This window comes from Sphaerisporangium cinnabarinum (assembly GCF_055567015.1).
This window is the reverse complement of the sequence record NZ_JBVHRG010000006.1, coordinates 244,814-265,889: the sequence shown is the minus strand read 5'-3', so window position 1 is coordinate 265,889 and position 21,076 is coordinate 244,814. Positions and strand designations below refer to the sequence as shown.

Annotated in this window: 17 protein-coding genes; 5 read left to right on the top strand and 12 right to left on the bottom strand. The window is 74.4% G+C overall.

Annotated elements, in window-relative coordinates:
• Nucleotides 1-82: 82 nt before the first annotated feature.
• Nucleotides 83-415, bottom strand: a complete 333-nt coding sequence (locus ACZ4MO_RS11200; RefSeq protein WP_175007634.1) for a cupin domain-containing protein — start codon at nt 413-415, stop codon at nt 83-85.
• 164 nt (nt 416-579) lie between these two features.
• Here ACZ4MO_RS11200 and ACZ4MO_RS11195 point away from each other — a divergent pair, with 164 nt between their 5' ends.
• Entirely contained in the window at nt 580-2,646 is a 2,067-nt protein-coding gene (locus ACZ4MO_RS11195; protein WP_175007635.1) for an AarF/UbiB family protein, read from the top strand.
• A gap of 2 nt (nt 2,647-2,648) precedes the next feature.
• Here the strand turns inward: ACZ4MO_RS11195 and ACZ4MO_RS11190 are convergent, their stop codons facing one another.
• Nucleotides 2,649-3,602 (bottom strand): universal stress protein, encoded by a 954-nt coding sequence (locus ACZ4MO_RS11190; protein WP_175007636.1) that lies wholly within the window; start codon nt 3,600-3,602, stop codon nt 2,649-2,651.
• 193 nt (nt 3,603-3,795) lie between these two features.
• Nucleotides 3,796-4,443 (bottom strand): hypothetical protein, encoded by a 648-nt coding sequence (locus ACZ4MO_RS11185; protein WP_255436953.1) that lies wholly within the window; start codon nt 4,441-4,443, stop codon nt 3,796-3,798.
• 281 nt (nt 4,444-4,724) lie between these two features.
• Here ACZ4MO_RS11185 and ACZ4MO_RS11180 point away from each other — a divergent pair, with 281 nt between their 5' ends.
• Both ACZ4MO_RS11180 and ACZ4MO_RS11175 read left to right on the top strand, forming a co-directional pair.
• Nucleotides 4,725-7,292 (top strand): AAA family ATPase, encoded by a 2,568-nt coding sequence (locus ACZ4MO_RS11180; protein WP_175007637.1) that lies wholly within the window; start codon nt 4,725-4,727, stop codon nt 7,290-7,292.
• A gap of 244 nt (nt 7,293-7,536) precedes the next feature.
• Nucleotides 7,537-8,340, top strand: a complete 804-nt coding sequence (locus ACZ4MO_RS11175; RefSeq protein WP_255436954.1) for a putative protein N(5)-glutamine methyltransferase — start codon at nt 7,537-7,539, stop codon at nt 8,338-8,340.
• A gap of 100 nt (nt 8,341-8,440) precedes the next feature.
• Here ACZ4MO_RS11175 and ACZ4MO_RS11170 read toward each other — a convergent pair whose 3' ends face one another.
• Complete coding sequence (locus ACZ4MO_RS11170) at nt 8,441-9,157, bottom strand: uridine kinase family protein (RefSeq protein WP_342779520.1); 717 nt, start codon at nt 9,155-9,157, stop codon at nt 8,441-8,443.
• Nucleotides 9,158-9,229: 72 nt separating this feature from the next.
• Here ACZ4MO_RS11170 and ACZ4MO_RS11165 point away from each other — a divergent pair, with 72 nt between their 5' ends.
• Nucleotides 9,230-9,925 carry an NUDIX hydrolase gene (locus ACZ4MO_RS11165; RefSeq protein ID WP_255436955.1) on the top strand — a complete coding sequence of 232 codons (696 nt, stop codon included), beginning with the start codon at nt 9,230-9,232 and terminating at the stop codon, nt 9,923-9,925.
• Between the two features lie 85 nt (nt 9,926-10,010).
• Here the strand turns inward: ACZ4MO_RS11165 and ACZ4MO_RS11160 are convergent, their stop codons facing one another.
• From ACZ4MO_RS11160 to ACZ4MO_RS11150, 3 genes are all read right to left on the bottom strand, one after another.
• Complete coding sequence (locus ACZ4MO_RS11160; protein ID WP_175007638.1) at nt 10,011-10,676, bottom strand: LUD domain-containing protein; 666 nt, start codon at nt 10,674-10,676, stop codon at nt 10,011-10,013.
• Entirely contained in the window at nt 10,673-12,136 is a 1,464-nt protein-coding gene (locus tag ACZ4MO_RS11155; RefSeq protein ID WP_108048996.1) for a LutB/LldF family L-lactate oxidation iron-sulfur protein, read from the bottom strand. The genes ACZ4MO_RS11160 and ACZ4MO_RS11155 overlap by 4 nt, the downstream gene beginning before the upstream one ends.
• Before the next feature lie 143 nt (nt 12,137-12,279).
• Entirely contained in the window at nt 12,280-13,074 is a 795-nt protein-coding gene (locus ACZ4MO_RS11150; RefSeq protein WP_175007639.1) for a (Fe-S)-binding protein, read from the bottom strand.
• 173 nt (nt 13,075-13,247) lie between these two features.
• On the opposite strand from ACZ4MO_RS11150, the gene ACZ4MO_RS11145 reads away from it, so the two are divergent.
• Entirely contained in the window at nt 13,248-13,952 is a 705-nt protein-coding gene (locus ACZ4MO_RS11145) for a GntR family transcriptional regulator (protein ID WP_175007640.1), read from the top strand.
• A gap of 118 nt (nt 13,953-14,070) precedes the next feature.
• On the opposite strand, the gene ACZ4MO_RS11140 is transcribed toward ACZ4MO_RS11145, so the two are convergent.
• The 5 genes from ACZ4MO_RS11140 to ACZ4MO_RS11120 all read right to left on the bottom strand — a co-directional run bounded on the left by ACZ4MO_RS11140 (nt 14,071) and on the right by ACZ4MO_RS11120 (nt 21,059).
• On the bottom strand, nt 14,071-15,402 hold the full coding sequence (locus tag ACZ4MO_RS11140; protein ID WP_175007641.1) for a DUF6596 domain-containing protein: 1,332 nt from the start codon (nt 15,400-15,402) through the stop codon (nt 14,071-14,073).
• A gap of 1 nt (nt 15,403) precedes the next feature.
• Complete coding sequence (locus ACZ4MO_RS11135) at nt 15,404-15,760, bottom strand: YciI family protein (protein WP_061266624.1); 357 nt, start codon at nt 15,758-15,760, stop codon at nt 15,404-15,406.
• Nucleotides 15,760-15,930, bottom strand: coding sequence for a hypothetical protein (locus ACZ4MO_RS11130; protein WP_186810323.1), 171 nt, complete (start codon nt 15,928-15,930; stop codon nt 15,760-15,762). The genes ACZ4MO_RS11135 and ACZ4MO_RS11130 overlap by 1 nt, the downstream gene beginning before the upstream one ends.
• Complete coding sequence (uxaC, locus tag ACZ4MO_RS11125; protein ID WP_175007642.1) at nt 15,927-17,519, bottom strand: glucuronate isomerase; 1,593 nt, start codon at nt 17,517-17,519, stop codon at nt 15,927-15,929. The genes ACZ4MO_RS11130 and uxaC overlap by 4 nt, the downstream gene beginning before the upstream one ends.
• A gap of 168 nt (nt 17,520-17,687) precedes the next feature.
• Nucleotides 17,688-21,059 (bottom strand): 3-keto-alpha-glucoside-1,2-lyase-like domain-containing protein, encoded by a 3,372-nt coding sequence (locus ACZ4MO_RS11120; RefSeq protein WP_255436956.1) that lies wholly within the window; start codon nt 21,057-21,059, stop codon nt 17,688-17,690.
• Between the last annotated feature and the right edge of the window lie 17 nt (nt 21,060-21,076).

Below are 21,076 nucleotides of genomic sequence, written 5' to 3'. Positions count from 1 at the left end.
AGCACGGGGTCCGCGACCGTTCTCGTCGCGATCCGGTCGCGGATCGCGTGCTCGCGGGGGCTCGGGCGGAAGGACCGGGGGCTCAGGTGGCCGGGATGCTCGTCACGGTCGTCAGGAGGAACGCCGCGTCCTCGACCGCGCTGACCGCGTGCCGTTCGTGCGTGAGCACGCGCAGCTCGCCCTCGCCGAGCTCGACGTCGCCCTCGCCGAGCGCGGTGACCCGGACCCGCCCGCGCAGCACCTGGATCGACGCCGCGGGCGGGGAGTTGTGCTCCCCGAGCTCGACGCCCGCGCGCAGCGCGAGGATCGTCTGGCGCAGCGAGCCGTCGTGCAGCACGACCTCCGCGCTGCGGCCGTTCGGCGCGGTGCGGGCGTTCGTGAGGTGGGCGTCCGTGAGGAGGTCGACGTTCGTCATCGGGGCTCCGGCCTGTCGGGGAGCTCCATCATGCCGCGCCGCCGACGTCGCTGCCGCCCGTGCCGCGGCCGGGTCGAGCTGGTTGCCGCGACCGGCTCGGGCGGGCGGGGCGCGCCGGTGGCGCGTGCTGGTGGTCTGCCGTGCGGTCCGGAAGAGTGGCCGCCATGCAGGTGGTCTCCGGTCTCCTCGTCGGTCTGTTCGGCCTCGTCTTCACCGTCGGGATGCTGCTGCTCCTCGCCGCGACGGCGCGGCGCGTCATGGGCGCGCCCGTCGGCTGGATCCGCTCGGCGGTCGTGGCCCTCGCGATGCTGTCGGTCGCGTCGTGGGTGCTCACGGGCGGCCTGCTCGACGCCGGCTGGTCGCGCCCGGACGGGACGCTCACGGTCGAGCCGGGCGTCGCGCTCGTCGCCGTCGTGCTCGCGTTCGCGTGGGCGTTCGTGCTCGGGCTGTGCGTGCTGCTCGTGCTCGAGCTCCTCGTCCCGACGGGCTCGGTCCCGGGGCCGTGGCGCGCGCTCCGAGGGCTGCGCCAGGGCCGTCGCGAGACGCGGCGCTACGCCCAGATCCTGGGGATCGGCGTCCGGCACGGCCTCGGTGGGGCGCTCACGCGCGGAGCGCGGCAGCCGGACGGCTCGCGCCTGTCGCGCACCGACCAGCGGCGACAGGCGGCCGCGCTGCGCGACGCCCTGAGCGACGCCGGCGTGACGTTCGTGAAGTTCGGCCAGGTGCTGTCCACGCGCCGGGACCTGCTGCCCGCCGCGTTCGCGGACGCGCTCGCCACGCTCCAGAGCGAAGTCCCGCCCGCGCCGTGGTCGCAGGTGGAGGCGGCCGTCGCGGGCGCGCTCGGGCGTCCGATCGACCAGGCGTTCGCCGACTTCTCGCCGGAGCCGCTCGCCTCGGCATCCGTGGGCCAGGTCCACGCGGCCCGCCTGCTCGACGGGCGCGACGTCGTGGTCAAGGTGCAGCGCCCGGGTGCCCGCGCCCAGGTCGAGACGGACCTCGCGATCCTCGGGCGGCTCGCGCGCCGCATCGAGCGCGACACGGCGTGGGGCCGCTCGCTCGGCGTCGTCGACCTCGCCGACGGCTTCGCCGCGTCGCTGCGCGAGGAGCTCGACTACACGGTCGAGCTGGAGAACACGCTCGCGCTGCGCGCGGCGCTCGCGCGGGGCGCGGCGGAGGACCGGCGCCCCGACGACGACGCCACCGACCTGGCCGCAGGCCCGCGCGTCCGGGTCCCCGACGTCTACCCCGAGCTCTCCGGGACGACGCTGCTCGTCATGGAACGGCTCGACGGCGTTCCCCTCGGCCGCGCCGCGGACGTGCTCTCCGGCCTCGACGACGACGTGCGCGCCGACCTCGCCTCTCGCCTCCTCGCGGCGACGCTCGAGCAGGTGCTGGTCGCGGGCACCTTCCACGCCGACCTCCACCCCGGGAACGTGCTCGTCACCGCCGACGGCCGTCTCGGCCTGCTCGACATGGGCTCCGTCGGCCGGCTCGGCGAGCCCGACCGGCTCGCGCTCGCGGCGGTGCTGCTCGCGGTCGACGCCGACGACGCCGTCGCCGCGACCGACGCCCTCCTCGAGCTGCTCGACGCCCCGGCCGACCTCGACGTGCGCCGCATGGAGCGCGCCGTCGGGCAGGTGATCGTGCGGTTCCGCGGCGCCGGCGCGAGCGGCGCGATGTTCACCGCGCTCTTCCGGCTCGTCACCGACGCGGGCCTCGCCGTCCCGTCGCAGGTCGCCGCCGCGTTCCGGACGTTCACGTCGCTGGAGGGCACGCTGCGCCTGCTCGACCCCGGGTTCGACCTCGTCGCCGCGGCCCGCGCGACCGCGCAGCCGCTCGTGCGGCGCGTCGTGACACCGCAGGGCCTGCGCGAGCGCGCGACGAGCCTGTTCCTCGGCCTCGCGCCGGAGCTCGAACGGCTCCCGCGCCGGCTCGCGAAGATCACGAGCGACGTCGAGGCCGGGCGGCTCACCGTCACCGTCCGCTCGTTCGCGCACCCCGAGGACCGCGCGTTCCTCACCGGCCTCGTGCAGCAGGTCGTCTCCACGGTCATCGCCGCCGCGGCCGTCGTCGCGGCGGTCGTGCTGGTCTCCGCCGACTCCGGCCCCGAGCTCGTCGAGGGCCTGAGCCTGTTCGCCGTCCTCGGCGCTGCGCTCGGGTTCGTCGGGACCGTGCTCGCCGTGCGCGTCCTCGTGTTCGCGTTCCGGGGGTCGGCCGCGCGCCGCGAGTGACCTCAGGCGTCGTGCGCGCCCGACGGGTGCGTCGCGTCCGCGGGCCGCACGACCGTGACCGGGCAGTGCGCGTACTCGACCGCGTGCCGGCTCACCGAGCCCAGGAGCAGCCGGTCGAACCCGCCGACGCCGCGGTTGCCGAGCACGAGCCGCTCGGCGCGCGACGACGCCTCGATGACCCCCTTCGCGGCGTGCACGTGCTGCACGCTGCGCACGAGGCGGTCGTCGGGCAGGTCGACCCCCGCCGCCTCGAGCGCGGCGTCGAGCTTCTGGGCGGCGAACTTCTCGTAGTCGTCGATGGGCGGTGTCCACCCCCACGAGTCGGGCAGGGGCGCGAGCGAGACGATCTGCCAGCAGAACAGGGCCTCGAGCGTCGCGCCCGTACGGCGCGCGACGTCGGCGCCGTGCCGCAGCGCCTGGACCGACGTCGCCGACCCGTCGACACCGACGACGACGGGCCGCGCGTGGTCGTGGCGCACGTCGGGCGTCCCGCGCACCACGGTCACGGGGACGGTCGCGTGCTGCACGACGGCGGTCGGCACCGACCCGAGGACCATGCGCCCGAGGCGGCCCCGGCCGCAGCGCCCGAGGACGAGCAGGTCGGCGTCGTCGCCGTCGGCGGCGTCGGGCCGCACGTCGTCCTGGGCGGGCTGCGCGACGCGCGGCTGGGCGAGGGCGAGCAGGACGGCCGCGGGGCTGCCGCGCTCGGCGACGGCCCTCGCGGTCACCACGTCCGGGCCGATCCCCGTGCGGGCGTGCGCGGCGTCGAGCCACTCCTGGGCCAGCGCGCGCTTCTCGTCGGCCACCGTGCCGGGGCCGTCGCCCGGTCCCTGCCGCGACTCGAACGCGAGCACCGCCGTCAGGGGCACCGCCCGGTCCGTCGCCTCGCGCAGCGCCCAGTCGAGCGCGCCGCCCGACTCCTCCGACCCGTCGACACCGACGATCACGCCGCGCATCTCGCCACCTCCGCCCGGTCTGCCGACCGCGTGCGCCGTCGGCGTGCTGTCCCGACGCCGTCGGGGGCGCCGGTGCTCTCTCGACCCTAGGCCGCGCGGGCGCGCCGCGCCCGGGACGGGCGTCCCGAGGTGGTGGACGAGAGTCCCGCGTCGCGTCGACACGGGCGGCACGCGGCGCGCCGCGGGGAGGCGGTCAGAACCGCGGGTCGGGCTCGTCCTGGAGGATGTTGCGCAGGGGGCGGGTGACGACGTCGACCCGCGCGAGCAGGTCCGCCGGGCCCGAGACGACGAGCGCCCTGTCCCCGACCGGCACGTACACCGCGGCGTGCTCCCGCACGGTGACGTACAGGCAGGGGCGCGTCTCGCCGTCGACCCGGAACGTGGTGCGCACGACGGGCGCGACGTCCACCTCCTCGACGATCGCGCGCATCGCGGCGCGGTACTCCTGGTAGGAGTCGAGGAAGTCGTCGTCGCCGGGGGTGTCCGAGTGCAGCGGCGCGGCGAGCGCACCGCTGAGCGCGGTGCGGGCGATGTCCTCGGCCTGCTCGTCGTGCGCGGCCCGCACCCGCAGCGTCTCGACGTCGAGCGTCTCGCCCGTGAACGACACGTAGGAGCGCAGGAAGCGCTCCTCGGCCGGGTCGTGCGCGCCGTGGCCGGCGCCCGTCAGCGTCTCCTCGTCGAGGTCGAGGCCCCAGGTGAGCGGGTCGTCGACCTCCGCGACGGCGCCGTGGAACCGGGCGACCACCTGCTCCCACGACGCGGGCGAGCCCGCGGGGCGTGCCTCTCGCTCGTCCGCGTCCGGTGCGGGGGTGTCCTCCGGCGGCTGTTCCGGTTGGTGCATCGCTCTTCGCCACCCTTCTGGACGTCGTGCGGGGCGCACTCCCGAGCCTGCCCGTGGCGCGGGCCGCGGTCAACGCCTCGGGCGCGTGTCGGACCGGGTGATCTCCTGCGTCGTGCTCCCGGGACCGCCCGGCAGGTCACGGCCCGACCTCTCTTTCACGCCCCTGGCGAACAACGGCATACGGAGGGGGTGCGGCTCGTTCGAACCGCATAGAGTCAATGCGGTCAGGCTTGTACCCGTCGTCCGGCGGGCAGGTGTACGCCGCTCACGAGGAGCAGCACATGTTCGAGAGATTCACAGACCGAGCCCGTCGGGTCGTCGTCCTCGCCCAGGAAGAGGCGCGGATGCTCAACCACAACTACATCGGCACCGAGCACATCCTCCTCGGCCTCATCCACGAGGGCGAGGGTGTCGCGGCCAAGGCGCTGGAGTCCCTCGGGATCTCCCTCGACGGCGTCCGCACCCAGGTGACCGAGATCATCGGCGAGGGCCAGCAGGCTCCGAGCGGGCACATCCCGTTCACGCCGCGCGCCAAGAAGGTGCTCGAGCTGTCGCTGCGCGAGGCGCTCCAGCTCGGTCACAACTACATCGGCACCGAGCACATCCTGCTCGGCCTCATCCGCGAGGGCGAGGGCGTCGCCGCCCAGGTCCTGACGAAGATGGGCGCCGACCTCAACAAGGTGCGCCAGCAGGTCATCCAGCTCCTGTCCGGCTACCAGGGCAAGGAGCCGGTCGCCGCCGGCGGCCCCACCGAGGGCCAGCCGTCGGGCTCGGCCGTGCTCGACCAGTTCGGGCGCAACCTCACCCAGGCCGCGCGCGAGGGCAAGCTCGACCCGGTCATCGGGCGCAGCCTCGAGATCGAGCGCGTCATGCAGGTCCTGAGCCGCCGCACCAAGAACAACCCCGTCCTCATCGGCGAGCCCGGCGTCGGCAAGACGGCCGTCGTCGAAGGTCTCGCCCAGGACATCGTCCGCGGCGACGTCCCCGAGACGCTGAAGGACAAGCAGCTCTACACGCTCGACCTCGGCGCGCTCGTCGCCGGGTCGCGCTACCGCGGTGACTTCGAGGAGCGCCTCAAGAAGGTGCTCAAGGAGATCCGCACGCGCGGCGACATCATCCTCTTCATCGACGAGATCCACACCCTCGTGGGAGCGGGTGCCGCCGAGGGCGCGATCGACGCCGCGAGCATCCTCAAGCCGATGCTCGCGCGCGGCGAGCTGCAGACCATCGGCGCGACGACGCTCGACGAGTACCGCAAGCACGTCGAGAAGGACCCGGCCCTGGAGCGTCGCTTCCAGCCCATCCAGGTCGCCGAGCCGTCGCTCACGCACGCCATCGAGATCCTCAAGGGCCTGCGCGATCGCTACGAGGCGCACCACCGCGTGTCCATCACGGACTCCGCGCTCGTCTCCGCGGCCACGCTCGCGGACCGGTACATCAACGACCGGTTCCTCCCGGACAAGGCGATCGACCTCATCGACGAGGCGGGCGCGCGCCTGCGCATCCGCCGCATGACGGCCCCGCCGGAGCTCAAGGAGCTCGACGAGGAGATCGCCGAGGCGCGCCGCGAGAAGGAGTCCGCGATCGACGCGCAGGACTTCGAGAAGGCCGCCGGCCTGCGCGACAAGGAGAAGCAGCTCACCGCGAAGCGCGCCGACAAGGAGAAGGCGTGGAAGTCCGGTGACCTGGACACCGTCGCGGAGGTCGACGAGGAGCTGATCGCCGAGGTCCTGGCCATGGCCACGGGCATCCCGGTCTTCAAGCTCACCGAGGAGGAGTCCAGCCGCCTGCTCCACATGGAGGACGAGCTGCACAAGCGCGTCGTCGGCCAGGAGGCCGCGATCAAGGCGCTGTCGCAGGCGATCCGCCGTACGCGTGCGGGCCTCAAGGACCCGAAGCGCCCCGGTGGGTCGTTCATCTTCGCCGGCCCCACGGGCGTCGGGAAGACGGAGCTGGCCAAGGCGCTCGCCGAGTTCCTCTTCGGGGACGAGGACGCGCTCATCCAGCTCGACATGTCGGAGTTCTCCGAGAAGCACACCGTCTCGCGGCTGTTCGGCTCGCCCCCCGGGTACGTCGGGTACGACGAGGGTGGTCAGCTCACGGAGAAGGTGCGGCGCAAGCCGTTCTCGGTCGTCCTGTTCGACGAGGTGGAGAAGGCCCACGCGGACATCTTCAACTCGCTCCTGCAGATCCTCGAGGACGGTCGTCTGACCGACTCGCAGGGCCGGGTCGTGGACTTCAAGAACACCGTCATCATCATGACGACCAACCTCGGCACGCGGGACATCGCCAAGGGCGTCCAGACCGGCTTCAACGCCGGCGGCGACCTGGTCACGTCCTACGAGCGCATGAAGGCGAAGGTCAACGACGAGCTCAAGCAGCACTTCCGGCCTGAGTTCCTCAACCGCGTCGACGACGTGGTGGTCTTCCCGCAGCTCTCGCAGAACGAGATCATCCAGATCGTCGACCTGATGATCGCCCGTCTCGACGCCCGCCTGCGGGACAAGGACATGGGCATCGAGCTCACGCAGCCCGCGAAGCACCTCCTCGCGGAGAAGGGCTACGACCCGGTCCTGGGTGCTCGTCCGCTGCGCCGCGCGATCCAGCGCGACATCGAGGACGTGCTCTCCGAGAAGATCCTGTTCGGCGAGCTCAAGGCCGGCGAGATCGTCCTGGTCGACGCCGAGGGCGAGGGCCTGCTCGGGGAGTTCACCTTCCGGGGCGTCTCGAAGGGCGAGCACGACCGCGGCCCGGTGAGCGTGGGCGCGGCCGCCGCGCTCGACGCCCCCACCGGCGTCTCGGTCCGCGACCTGCCCCCGACGGGCGAGCTGCAGGCCGGCGCGGAGTGACGCACTCCTGAACGCCTGACACACGGGCCCCGATCCTCCTCCGGGAGGGTCGGGGCCCGTCGTCGTCCCGGCACCCTGCGGCACCGTCGCCAGAGCGCGAGACGCGGTCCGTTCGGTACGGCAACACCGTCGAGCAGCGCCTGCTCGACCTCCCGCGGGGGTGAGGTGCTCGGCGATGATGGGTGGACCGTCGCGGCGGCAATCCCCGCGCGGACGCGGCTCGGCGCGGAGTACCGTCCGGGACGTGGACCAGAGCCCGCTCGACGACCTGACCGCCCGCCTGCGCGCCGCGGGGTGCGTCTTCGCGGAGGACGAGGCCGCGCTCCTCGCCGAGCGGGCCGACGACGCCGCGCACCTCGAGGCGCTCGTCGCGCGCCGGGTCGCGGGCGAGCCGCTCGAGCACGTCCTCGGGTACGTCGACTTCCACGGGCTGCGGGTCGCCGTCGACCCGGGGGTGTTCGTGCCGCGCCAGCGCACCACGCTGCTCGTCGACGAGGCGGTCGCGCTCGGGCGACGAGCGGGGCCGGCGGTCGTCGTCGTCGACCTGTGCTGCGGCGCCGGGGCGCTGGGGCTCGCGACCGCGGTGGGCCTCGGCGGCGACACGACCGTCTCGCTGCACGCGAGCGACGTGGACCCGGCCGCCGTCGCGTGCGCGGCGCGCAACGTCGCGGCCGTCGGCGGCACCGCGTCCGCGGGCGACCTGCTCGACCCGCTGCCGCCCGGTCTGCGCGGCCGGGTCGACCTGCTCCTCGCCAACGTGCCGTACGTCCCGACGACCGAGATTGCGCTCCTGCCGCGCGAGGCGCGCGACCACGAGGCGCACGTCGCGCTCGACGGCGGCGGCGACGGGCTGGACGTGCTGCGCCGCGTCGCGGCCGAGGCGCCCGCCTGGCTCGCCCCCGGCGGCCACCTGCTCACCGAGTCCGGCGAGCGTCAGGCGGCGGGCGCCGTCGCGGTGCTCGACCGTGCCGGGCTCGTCGCGCGCGTCGTCCGGGACGACGAGATCGGCGCGACGATCGTCGTCGGGACGCTCCCCGCCGAGACGTGAGAAGTGGCCCCCGGGACGCGCCTGCGAGGGGCCGCTTCTCACGTCTCGTCAGGCTTCCGCACGCGCCGGCGGCGCCGGTCGAGGAACGCCGGGGCGAGGCCTAGGCCGAGGCGGGTCGCAGCAGTGCGCGGATCTCCTTCTCGGCCTGCGTGGGCGTGAGCGCGCGGCAGCCGAGCGACTCCCAGTGCCGCACGAGCGCGGGCTCGGCGCGCAGCAGCGCCCACCCGCGCCGGAACAGCGTGAGCGGCGGCTTGCGCATCTCGGCGAGGTCACGCAGGAGGCGGAACCAGAACGTCACGAGCCGGGGACGGTACAGGCAGATCGCGTCGGCCAGGACGTCCTGCGCGCGGCAGGCCGCGACGATCTCCGCCGCGAAGATGCCCTCGGCGAGCACGACGCGCGAGCCCGTCACGTCGACGTGGGTCGTGCCGGTGCGGAGCGACGTCGGGATGTCGTAGACCGGCACGTCGGCGTGGCCCGTGCGCGCGAGGTCGACGAGCGCCGCGACCGCGCCCTCGGCGTCCCACGAGCGGGGGTCGTCCCAGTCCACGATGCCGAAACGCTGCGGCAGGTCGGGGTGGTCGTGGTCGAGGTAGAAGTCGTCGAGCGCGACGACCGGGAGCCCGAGCCGGCGGGTGAGCGACGTCTTGCCCGAGCCCGACGCGCCGGTGAGCAGCACGATCCGCGTCGGCACCTCGCGCGACCCTGGCGGGAGGTCGAACAGCGCCGGGTCCCCGGCGGGTCCGGTCGGCACCGGGTCGGTCCGGGTGGCGGCGTCGGTGGGGCCGCCGTCGGCGTCGTGCTGAGGGTCGCTCACGGGACACCATTGTCGCAGCGTCCCGCGCGAGCCACGGGGCGCGCCGTCGGGAGCGGCGCGTAGCCTTCCCCGGTGACCGCTCCGGACCCCGCCGCCCTGCTCGCCCGCGACGCCCTCGACCGCCTCGACCGGTGGGAGCCCGTGGATCCCCGTCAGGAGGCGCTCGCGGCGGAGTACCGCGCGTTCGTCCGCGGCGACGCCGGGCCGCGCGCCGAGGCGGTGCGGCGTGACGGCGGTCCGCAGCACCTCACGGCGAGCTGTTTCGTGCTCAGCCCGGGGCTCGACCACGTGCTGCTGTGCTTCCACCGCAAGGGCAGGTTCTGGGTCCAGGTGGGCGGCCACACCGAGCCGGAGGACACGACGCTCGCCGGTGCCGCCTACCGCGAGGCGCGCGAGGAGAGCGGCATCGAGGACCTCGTCCCGTTCGACCCGGACCCCGAGCCGGGCGTCCCGTTCGACGCGGACCCCGAGGCGGGCGTGGGGTCCGTGGCCGGGCCCCGGGCCGGCGCCGCGCCGTCCGCCCCGGTCGACGTGCACCGGCACGACCTCGCCGCGGCGTTCGGCACGTGCCGGACGCACTGGGACGTCGGGTTCGTCGCGTTCGCCGACCCGGACGCGCGCACGGTCGTCAGCGACGAGAGCGAGGACGTCGCCTGGTTCCCGGTGGACGCGCTGCCGCCCGGCACGCCCGACGACTTCCCGGTGCGCCTGGCGACCGTCCTCGCGGAGGTGCGGCACCGCCGTCGGGCAGGCATCCCCACGAGGTAGAGCCCCGGTCGCGCGAGGTAGAGCCCTGGTCACGACCAGGGCGCTACCTCGGCGGACCGGGGCTCTACCTCGGCGGACCGGAGCTCTACCTCGGCGGGGCGAGGACGACGTGCAGGGTGCGGGGGCCGTGCACGCCCTCGACGCGGGAGAGCTCGATGTCGCTCGTCGCGCTCGGGCCGCTGATCCACGTCTGCGGACGCTCGGGGTGCGCGGCGAGCAGGCGCACGGCCTCGGGCACGGACTGCACCACCTGGTCCGTGCGCACGACGCACACGTGGAGGTCGGGGACGAGCGTGATCGCGCGGCGGCCCTGGTCGGGCTCGCCGTCGAGCACGATCGTGCCGGTGTCGCCGATCGCGACACGCGCCGCGGTGACGACGGCGTCCGTGCGGTCGAGCTCGTCAGGCGTGCGCGGGTCGTCGCGCGCGTCCCGCACGACGGCGGTCCCCGCGCCCAGGGCCGCGAGCCACGCCGCGTCGAGACCGGCCGGGACGACGACGGACGTCGCGTCGACGAGCAGGTCGGCGACGACCGTGGCCACGTCCGCCGACGTCTCCGCGCGGTGCACGTGCGCCCGGTAGTCGACGAGCCGGTCGACGAGCACGTCCACGACCTCGGGCGACCCGGGGGCGAGCTCGCCGTGCTCGCGGTAGGCGCGCGGGGCGGTGCCCGACGCCGCGAGGCCGGCCGTCGCCGTCGACCCGCCGAGCGCGGTGCGCACGCGGGCGAGGACGTCGTCGCGCGCGCTCACCGGTCCTCGCCTCCCTCGGTGCGGGGCTCGTCGGACGGGCGGTCGCGCCACCAGTCGCGGAAGGTCTGCTTCGCGGGCGCCGGGAGGTCGCGCGAGCGGGTCCACGCGGACGCGGGCGGCGGGAGGGTCGAGATCCGGCCCTTCGGCCCGGCGACCAGGCGTCCGACCCCCGCCGCCTTCTCCGCGAGCTCGAACCGCCGCGCGTCGGACATGACGAACGACGCCGCCTTCATCGCGGCGCCCCACCCGGTGGGGCGGCCGCGGTCGGCGTCGACCTCGCGTGCGCGCAGCTCCACGAGGATCGACGGGATGTCGATCTTCACGGGGCACACCTCGTAGCACGCGCCGCACAGCGTCGAGGCGTAGGGGAGGGACGCGTTCGGGTCGTGGTGGCCGGAGAGGCCACCGGAGGACTTCGTGAGCTGCGGCGTGAGGATCGCGCCGATCGGGCCGGGGTACACCGAGCCGTACGCGTGGCCGCCCACCCGCTCGTACACCGGGCACACGTTGAGGCACGCGGAGCAGCGGATGCAGTGCAGCGCAGCCCGCCCGACCTCGTCGGCGAGGACGTCGGTGCGCCCGTTGTCGAGCAGGACGAGGTGGAACTCCTGCGGGCCGTCGCCGGGCGTGACGCCCGTCCACAGGGACGTGTACGGGTTCATGCGCTCGCCCGTGGACGACCGCGGCAGGAGCTGGAGGAACACCTCCAGGTCCGTGTACGTGGGCACGACCTTCTCGATCCCCATGACGGTGATGAGCGTCTCGGGGAGCGTGAGGCACATGCGCCCGTTGCCCTCGGACTCGACGACGGTCAGCGTCCCCGTGTCCGCGACGCCGAAGTTCGCGCCGCTGATCGCGACCTTCGCCGAGAGGAACTTGCGGCGCAGGTGGGCGCGCGCGGCCATCGCGAGCTCGCGCGGGACGTCCGACAGGTCGGGCGGGGCGTCACCCATGCGGGCGAGGAAGATCTCGCGGATCTCCGCCCGGTTGCGGTGGATCGCGGGCACGAGGATGTGCGACGGCATGTCGTCGGCGAGCTGCACGATGAGCTCCGCGAGGTCCGTCTCGTACGCCGCGATCCCCTCGGCGGCGAGCGCCTCGTTGAGCCCCGTCTCCTGCGTCGCCATGGACTTCACCTTGACGACCTCGTCGACGCCCTTGGCCTTGACGAGGTCCGCGACGATCCGGTTCGCCTCGTCCGCGTCGCGCGCCCAGTGCACGACGCCGCCCCGCGCCACGACGTTGCGCTCCAGCTCCTCGAGGAGCTCGGGCAGGCGTGCCATGACGTCGGTCTTGATCGCGGAGCCGGCGTCGCGCAGCGCCTCCCAGTCCGGCACCTCGCCGACGACGGCGGCGCGCTTGGCGCGGATGGTCGACGTCGCGTGCGCGAGGTTGCGCCGCAGCTGCGTGTTCTGGAGCGCCTCGCGCGCCGCGTCGGGGAACGACCCGCCCCAGCGCAGCGGGGCGTCCGGGCGCGGGACGTCGCCGAACGCGTCCGACGCCGCCCCCGCACCCGCCGAGGTGCCGTGGCCGCCCGGGTGGGCGACGTCGTCGGGCAGTGTGCGCGCGCCGCGCCGGACGGGCAGGCCGAGGAACGTGCGGCTCACCGGGTACCCCCACGTGTCGACGGGCCCACCCCGGCGGGGGCGGGCGTGTCCTTCGTGGAGGCGAGGATCTCCGCGAGGTGCAGCGTGCGGACGCCCGCGCGGATGCGCGACAGGCCGCCGCCGATGTGCATGAGGCACGACGCGTCGCCGGCGGTGAGGACCTCGGCGCCCGTCGACTTCACGTGCGTCATCTTGTCGGCGAGCATCGCCGTCGACGTCTCGGCGTTCTTCAGCGCGAAGGTGCCGCCGAACCCGCAGCACGCCTCCGCCGCGGGCAGCTCGACGAGGTCGATGCCCTCGACCGCGCGCAGGAGGCGCAGCGGCTTGTCGCCGACGTGGAGCATGCGCAGCGAGTGGCACGTCGGGTGGTAGGTGACCCGGTGGGGGAAGGAGGCGCCGACGTCGGTCACGCCGAGCACGTCGACGAGCAGCTCGGACAGCTCGTACGTCTTCGCGGCGACCGCGTCGGCGGTGCGCGCGAGGTCGTCGAGCCCGGCCCGTCGGCAGACCATCCCCTGCTGGTGCCGCACGGACCCCGTGCAGGACCCGGACGGGACGACGACGGCGTCCCACTCGCCGTCGAGCACGGGGGAGAACGCCTCGACGTGGTTGCGCACCACGGGGACCGCCTCGTCGAGGTACCCGGTGTTGACGTGCATCTGTCCGCAGCAGGTCTGGCGCTCGGGGAAGAACACCTCGTGGCCGAGGCGCTCGAGGAGGAGGGCGGTGGCGCGCGGTGCCTGGGGGAACATCACGTCGCCGATGCAGGTCGCGGTGAGGGCTATGCGCATCAGGGCTCCGGGGAGGCGAGTCGGGTCCAGTCTCGCCGGGCCGCGTCGTCGCCGCTCGCCGAGACCGCCGCGGTGAGGCGCCGCGGCTGTGGTCTGACCACAGGCCGTCCACTGTAGACCACGACGGCCGCGTGGTCTGACCACAGCGAGCCGGGGTCGCCTACCCTGAGCGGGTGCGCACCCACGAACGCGTCCTCGCCCGCATCGAGGCGGACCTCGCCGCGGGCCGCTGGGCGCTCGGCGAGCGCCTCCCGGCCGAGCGCGCGCTCGCCGAGGAGCTCGGTGTCTCGCGCCCCTCGGTGCGCGAGGCGCTCCGCGTGCTCGAGGCCATGGGCATCGTGCGCACCGCCGTGGGCTCCGGGCCCGACGCCGGCGCGACCGTCGTCGACCGGCCCGCCGCGGGCCTGGGAGCGGCCGTGCGCCTGCACGTCGCGTCCGGGACGCTCGCGGTGCGCGACGTCGTCGAGACGCGCGTCCTGCTCGAGACGTGGGCCGTCCGCGCGGCGGGGGACCGGGGCGTCGAGGACGGCGAGGAGGTCGTGGCGACGCTCGCGGAGGCCGACGCCCTGCTCGACCGCATGGACGACCCGGCGCTGCCCGCCGCCGACTTCCGCGAGCTCGACGCGACGTTCCACGTGCTGCTCGTCCGGCTCGCGGGCAACGCGCTCGTCGAGGCCGTCATGACCGGGCTGCGCGGTGCGATCGAGTCGTACGTCGCCGCGGGCAGCGCGGCGCTGCCGTCGTGGGAGCGGACCGCCGCACGCCTGCGCGCCGAGCACCGCGCCGTGCTCTCCGCCGTCGCGGAGGGCGACGGCGAGCGCGCGGCCCGCGAGGTGCGTGCCCACATCGAGGGGTTCTACGCCGAGACGGGCCTCTGAGGGCCGGTCGCGGTACGGCCGCCGGACGAGGTGCCGCGGGGGATGCCCGACGGTGGCGCCACCGCGAGATCGGCCTGAGCGTTCGAGATCGACTCCCAGGGGGTCGATGTCGCGACGGCTAGGTCGATCTCGCGAGGGGGAGGTCCGTCAGGCGGTGGGTCAGGAGGCGGCGGTCGCCCTCGCGATCGACGAGCGCAAGGGCACGGCGCAGATCGACGGCGGCATCCGTAGGGCGCCCGGCGCGGACGAGCAGCTCGGCGCGGACGGCGGGCAGCAGGTGGTAGCCCGCGAGCGCCGGCTCGTCCGCGACGGCGTCCAGCGCGGCCAGCCCCGCCTCGGCGCCGCGCACCTCCGCGACCGCGACCGCGCGGTTGAGCGCGACGACGGGCGAGCCGGTGAGGTCGAGCAGGACGTCGTAGAGGCCGAGGATCTGCGGCCAGTCGGTCGCGGCCGCGTCGGTGGCCTGGTCGTGGAGCGCCGCGACGGCGGCCTGCACCTGGTACGGCCCGGGCCGCCCGACGGTGAGCGCCGCATCGAGCTCGGCCAGGCCCTCGGCGATCTCGTCGTGCCGCCAGCGGGCGCGGTCCTGCTCGGCGAGGGTCCGCGTGACGCCGTCGGGCCCCACGCGCTCGTCGCGGCGCGCGTGCTGGAGCAGCAGCAGGGCGAGCAGGCCGCGCGTCTCGGGCTCGTCGTCGAGCAGGCGCGCGGTGAGGCGGGCGAGCCGGACGGCGGCGTCGGCGAGCGCGCGCCGCTCGGCCGAGCCCGCGACGGCGTCGGCAGGCTCCGCCCACGCGTCGTACCCCTCGGTGAACAGCACGTACAGCACCGCGAGGACGCCCTCGACGCGCTCGGCCCGCAGCGCGGCCGGCGGCACCCGGAAGGTCATGCCGGTCGCGCGGATGCGGCGCTTGGCCCGGACCAGGCGCTGCGCCATCGTCGCCTCGGGGACGAGGAAGGCGCGTGCGACCTGGGCGGTCGTCATGCCGGTCAGCGACCGCAGGGTGAGCGCGACCCGCGCCTCGGCGGGCAGCGCCGGGTGGCAGCACGTGAAGAGCAGGCGCACGAGGTCGCCGTCCGGGTCGTCGGCGTCCCAGGCGTCGTCGTCGAGGCCGCGCGCGACCTGGTCGAGCACGGGATCCGCTGCCCGGCCCCCGCCCCGGTGACGCGGGTCGACGCGCTCGCCCAGGCGGCCCGCCGCGGCGACCCGCTCGGCCTCGACCCGACGACGGCGCAGCACGTCGATCGCGTGGCGGCGCGCGGTCGTCGTCAGCCACGCGCCGGGACGCTCGGGCACGCCGTCGCGGCCCCACGTCCGCAGCGCCGCGGCGAACGCCTCCTGCGCGGACTCCTCGGCCAGGTCGAGGTCGCCCGTGCTGCGCGCGACGGCGCCGAGGACGCGTCCCCACTCGGTGCGGAACGCGTCCTCGACGGGGTCCGTCGCGGGCGTCAGCTCAGGACCCGTCGAGGTCCAGCGGCCATGCAGGGTGCAGCTCGATCGCGCCGCCGTACGCCATGGGGTGCTCGGACGCGATGGCGATCGCGGTGTCCAGGTCGGGGGCCTCCAGGACGTCGAAGCCCGCGATCGACTCCTTCGTCTCGGAGAACGGCCCGTCCGTGACGAGCACCTTGCCGCCCCGGACCCGCACGCCCACGGCGTCCTCGGGCGGGCGCAGCCGGTCGCCGACCACCGCAGCGCCGCTGCCGTAGTGCCGCCCGACCCACTCCTCGATCGGGGCCGCGGCCTCGGCCTCCTCGGGCCGCAGCCCCGGGTCGTCCGGGGTGCCGAGCACGAGCATGAGGTAGCGCATCAGAGGTCCTCCGCCCTCGTCGCCGCGGGCCGGCGGAGCGCCGTCGGCCCGGAGAACGCCACGTCCGCGACGGCCGTCCCGTCCCCGACGCTGCGTCCGTCACGGTACCGCGCACGGTCCGGCGGGTGCTCGCGGTCCGCCGCGAGGATCGTCTCCAGGAACGTCGTCATCGTGCCTCCTCGTCTCGCACGGCCCGTGCGGCCGTACGGGAGGACGACGAAGCCCGGGCGCCGAGATCGACACCTTTCTGCTGCCGTGGCGGTCGGCGGGGTGAGGGGTAGGAGGCGCGCGGCAGGTGGTACGCCAGGTCGACGGCGGTCTCGACCGCCTCGTCCATCTCCAGCCGGTGCTCGGCGACGAGGCGCGCGAGGAACCCGGCGTCGACCCGGCGCGCCAGGTCGTGGCGGGCCGGGACGGAGCAGAACGCCCGGGTGTCGTCGACGAACCCGCTCGTGTTGTAGAAGCCGGCGGAGTCCGTGACGGCCTCCCGGAACCGGCGCATGCCGTCGGGCGTGTCGAGGAACCACCACGGAGCTCCGAGGCGGAGGGCGGGGTACACGCCCGCGAGCGGGGCCAGCTCGCGCGAGAACGCGGTCTCGTCGACCGTGAACGCGATCATGCGGAACCCCGGATGGTGGCCGAACGCCTCGAGGACCGGACGCAGCCCGCGCACGTACTCGGTGCGCTCGGGCACGTCGTACCCCCGGTCGGGTCCGTACGCCTGCACGACGCCGGTGCAGTGGTCGCGCAGCACCCCGGGGTGGAGCTGCATCACGAGCCCGTCCTCGGCGGACATCGCCGCCATCTGGAAGAGCATGTGCGCGGCGAAGGCCCGCGCCTCCGCAGCCGTCGCGACGCCGCGCAGCGCACGGTCGAGCACGTGCGCGGCGTCGACGTCGTCCATGGGGGTCGTGTCGGCCGTGGGGTGACCGTGGTCGGTCGCGCGGGCGCCCGCGGCGACGAACGCGGCGCGGCGCTCGCGGAGGGCGTCGAGGAACGACCGGTAGTCGACGACGTCGGTGCCCGCCGCGGCACCGAGCTCGGCGACCTGGGCGGCCCAGTCCGCCCGGTCCACGCGCAGGACCGGGTCGGGCCGGAACGTCGGCACGACACGCTCACCCCAGCCGTCGGCCGCGAGGCGCGCGTGGTCGACGAGCGGGGACTGGGCGGCGTCGGTGGTCGCGAGCGTCTCGATGCCGAAGCGCTCGAACAGCGCGCGGGGGCGGAACTCCGGTCGCGAGAGCCGGTCGACGAGATGGTCGAACAGCTCGTCCGCCGTGGCGGCGGACGGGCGGACCGGGGCCTCGAAGACCTCGACCAGCGCGTGCTCGAGCCAGTACCGCGTCGGGGTCCCGCGGTAGAGCCGCCACCCGGCGCAGAACCGACGCCAGATCGTCCGGGGATCCGTCGCCGCGGGCGCCGTGCCAGCGGGCGCCGACGCGAGGGGTGCCGCACCGAGGTCCTGCACACCGCGTACGCCCGGCGAGCCGTGCGGCGACGTGCTCTGCGCGACGAGCATCCGGACCAGGTAGTGGTCCGGGGTGACGAGGAGTGCTGCGGGATCGCCGAAGGGCGCGTCGTCCGCGAGGAGCGCGGCGTCGACGTGCCCGTGCATCGAGACGATCGGCAGCCCGCGCGTGGCGTCGTACACCTCGCGGGCGAGGGGCCGCAGAGCCGGGTCCGCGGGCAGCGCGCGGTCGGGGTGCAGGGTCCACGGTGCCGTGGTGGTCCTGGTCTGGTGGTGCGTCGTGCTCGTCACGGGTGTCCTCCGGTGGTGCGCGGGGGGCGGTGGTCCCTCCGGTGCGGACGGGAGCGCGCGCCCTGGTGCGTGGTGGTCTCGGGGCGGGTGCGCAGCACGTCCCGACGACGCGTCGGGCTCGGTGCCGCCCGCGGACGAGCGGGCGGCACCGAGCCCGACGGTGGAGCCTCAGCCGCAGGTCGGCTGACCGTGCTCCGGTGTCGCGACGGTCTCCCGCTCGTCGGAGGTGTCGGACGGGCGAGCGGTGACGGTCACGGACCCTGCCGCCGGTGCCTCGCGTCCTCGGACGGCGAACGCCTGATAGGCGTTGCCGCCGGGAGCGACGCCGGCGAACGTCTTCGACCCGTACGGCGTGTCGAGGACCACGTCCAGCGGGACCTCGTCGTCGTTGAGCGCCCGGACCGCCACGTAGGGCGCGCCGGCGAGGCAACGGACCTCGGCGGTCGCGGTGACCGCGACCTCCTCCGGGCCGGGAGCCTCCGTGCTCGGGAGGCGCTCGATCCAGACGTTCCGGAACCGCGGGTTGAGGCCAGGGTCGCCGTGGTCCTGGAGCTTGACGTACCCCGACGTCGGACCCTCGTCCTTGCCGTTGCCGGTCTTGCCGTCGACGGCGACGTCGTCGTGCACGAGCTGCCCGTTCCACACGAGCGTGATGCGGGCGTCCTCGGTCTTGGTGCCGTCCGGGCCGAAGCGCGCGGCACGGAACTCGAGGTCGTAGGTCTGCCAGGTGCCCATCGGGGTCGCCGCGTTCACGTCGGGGGCCTTCTTCAGGTAGATGGCCCCCGCGTCGTTGTTCTTCGGCGGGTCGATCCCGAACGACTCGAGCACCTGGACCTCGTAGCGCTCCTGGATGTAGACGCCGCTGTTGCCGCGTGCCTGGCCCGTGACCTCGGGCCCGTGCTCGGGCTGGTACCACTCGATGTGCATGCGGAAGTCGTCGAACCTCTCCTTCGTGCGGATGTCGCCGCCGAAGGACTCGAACGAGCCGTCCGCGATCGGCCACGTCGCGGGCCCGCCCCCGTTGACCGCGGCCCACGCGTCCAGGTCGTCGCCGTCGAAGAGCGTGATGCGTTCGCTCGGGGTGACCGTGAGGCTGTCGAGGTTGACGTGACCGATGTCGTCGTCGTCGTGCCGGATCGTGATGGTGTTCGCACCCTCGCGCAGCGGCACCGTCTCGACCTGCGTCGCCCAGGCCGACCAGCTCACGGTGCTGTCGAACCAGACCTGCTTGAGCTTCTCGCCGTTGACGTACAGGCTCAGGTTCCGCGGGGTCGGTCGCGGGTCGCTGTTCTGTCCGTTGGCGTACCGGATCGCGAGGTCGTGGGGCCCGGCCTCCTCGGTGCGGACCGCGAAGGTGGTCTGTGCGCCCGGCTCCCAGTTGCGGTCGACGAAACCGCTGCCCGAGTAGCCGGCGTGGTTGCTGTTCCAGCCGGCACCGCCGGAGATGTCGGCGGCCTCGGCCTCGTAGACGGGCGGCGCGACGGAGCCGTCCGGCAGGCGCGTGAGCGTGTACCAGGCCTCGGTGCTCCACAGCTCCTGTCCGCTCTCGGACGCGAAGGGTCGCGGGGAGTGGACGTTCACGACCCGCCCCGGCTTCAGCCCGTCGACCTGCAGCGTCACGGTCTTCCGGTCCGCGGAGACGGCCGCGGCCGTGACGTCGAGGTCCTCCTCGTCGACCTTGGGTCCGCCGTACTGCGGTGTCGCGACGTAGCGCCACTGCGACGCCGTGTACCTCGACGCGAGGTCCTGCGCGGTCTCCTCGGACAGCGGCTGCGTGTACTCGATCTCGAACCCGCCCTCGACCGCGCGCATCGCGAGCATGTCGAACGCGTGGTTGTCGTCGTACGTGAGCTTCTGCAGCCCGTACGAGAGCTTGCCCGCCTGGCCCCAGTTGCCCGACCAGCCGATCCCGCCGACGTAGATCGCGCCGTCGGGGCCGACGCTCGTCCGGCTCACACCGGACTCCAGGCCCTGCGTCATGCGGAAGACGGCGCCCTGCTCCTGGCCGGCGACGTCCTCGAGGTACGCACGCTGGAGACCGCCGTAGGTCACGTCGCCGATCGCCAGCTGACCGGCGAACACGCCCTCGGTGAGCACGACCGGGTTGCTCGGCGAGTTCGAGATCTCGCTGTGCGGCATCCACAGGACGGGCTCGGTGACGGGCTGGTCGTCGTACGGGCCGTCGGGGTTCGTGAAGTGGTTGTAGAACGCGCCCTCCTCGACGCGGACCAGCTTCGACGTCGGGATGCGGACACCCTGGTTGTCGGTGACGTACATGCCACCGTCGGCGCCCCAGCCGAGGCCGTTCGGCGTGCGCAGGCCGCCCGCGACGTACTCGACCTCCCCGGTCTCCCTGCTGATCTTCATGACCGAGCCGCGGTTCTCGGCGAGCTGCGGGTCGAGCGAGTTACCGCCGGGCACCATGGCGATGCCGGTGGTGACGTAGAAGTACCCGTCCTCGTAGAGCAGGCCGAACGCGAACTCGTGGTAGTTGCCGCCGAACGGCCAGGTCGCGATCGTGTCGTGCTCGTCGGCGACCTCGTCGCCGTCGGTGTCGACGAGCGCGGTCAGCCCGTCCTTCTCGGACACGTAGATCGTGCCGTCGACGTACTTCAGACCCATCGGCTCGGTGAGGCCCTCGGCGACCTTGGTGTAGGTCACGTCGTCCGCGCCGGTGTCCCCCTGGACGTGGTCGACCAGGTAGACCTCGCCGCGCTGCGTGAGCCGGTCGCCTCCCCACGTGGAGATGGCCAGACGGCCGTCGGGTAGCCAGTCCATGCCGGTCACCTGGGGCTGGAAGCCCTCGGGGCGCAGGTCCGTCAGGGTGTAGTCGGGGTGCACCTCGGTGAGCGGCAGACCGTCGCCCGGGGCCTCGGTGACGCCTTCGCACTCCTTGCGGCCGGGTGAGGTGACACGCGTGACGTCGGCGTCGGTGCTCAGCACGGAGGTCGGGACCACGACGTAGCCCGAGGCGCCCGGGGGGCGCCACTCGAGCTTGAGCCGCTGGTCGAACTCGCCGTCGAAGTGGTCGATGCGCAGTGCGCGGTAGCCCGGCTCGAGCTCGATCGACCCCTCCTTGGACGTCGCGCCGTGGCGACCCGGGTGGTCGACGACGAGCTGGTCGTCCAGGAGCAGCCGCGCTCCGTCGTCGTTCGTGATGCGGAAGTCGTACGTGCCGGCCTCGGGGACGTTCAGGTATCCCGTCACCTCGGTGACGAACTTGTCCGTGAGGCCGAAGTCGGCGGCCGTGGTCCAGTCGATCGTCGGCATGATCTTGTCGACGTTGGGCGTCTGCCCGGGCTTGAGCGTGCAGTAGTCGTCGAGGATGACCTGCACGTCGAAGACGCGCAGGGTGACGCCTGGCTCCTGGGGGCGGATGTCGGCCTGGGTCGCGGCGGGGACGGCGGTCGGTGCCGCTGCCTGGGCGGTCAGCACGCCCGACGGGAGGGCGAGCGCGGCGATCGTCGCGACGACGGCGCGCCGTCGTCTGCGCCGTGCTGCGCCGTGCGGAGGTCGTACCAGGTTCGAGGGGTGGTCCATCTGCCTGCCTCTCCATC

Bases quoted from the DNA above. Each gene is read 5' to 3' on its own strand.
- ACZ4MO_RS11200 (WP_175007634.1), bottom strand. From the start codon at position 415: ATGACGAACGTCGACCTCCTCACGGACGCCCACCTCACGAACGCCCGC.
- ACZ4MO_RS11195 (WP_175007635.1), top strand. From the start codon at position 580: ATGCAGGTGGTCTCCGGTCTCCTCGTCGGTCTGTTCGGCCTCGTCTTC.
- ACZ4MO_RS11190 (WP_175007636.1), bottom strand. From the start codon at position 3,602: ATGCGCGGCGTGATCGTCGGTGTCGACGGGTCGGAGGAGTCGGGCGGC.
- ACZ4MO_RS11185 (WP_255436953.1), bottom strand. From the start codon at position 4,443: ATGCACCAACCGGAACAGCCGCCGGAGGACACCCCCGCACCGGACGCG.
- ACZ4MO_RS11180 (WP_175007637.1), top strand. From the start codon at position 4,725: ATGTTCGAGAGATTCACAGACCGAGCCCGTCGGGTCGTCGTCCTCGCC.
- ACZ4MO_RS11150 (WP_175007639.1), bottom strand. From the start codon at position 13,074: ATGCGCATAGCCCTCACCGCGACCTGCATCGGCGACGTGATGTTCCCC.
- ACZ4MO_RS11135 (WP_061266624.1), bottom strand. From the start codon at position 15,760: ATGCGCTACCTCATGCTCGTGCTCGGCACCCCGGACGACCCGGGGCTG.
- ACZ4MO_RS11130 (WP_186810323.1), bottom strand. From the start codon at position 15,930: ATGACGACGTTCCTGGAGACGATCCTCGCGGCGGACCGCGAGCACCCG.
- ACZ4MO_RS11120 (WP_255436956.1), bottom strand. From the start codon at position 21,059: ATGGACCACCCCTCGAACCTGGTACGACCTCCGCACGGCGCAGCACGG.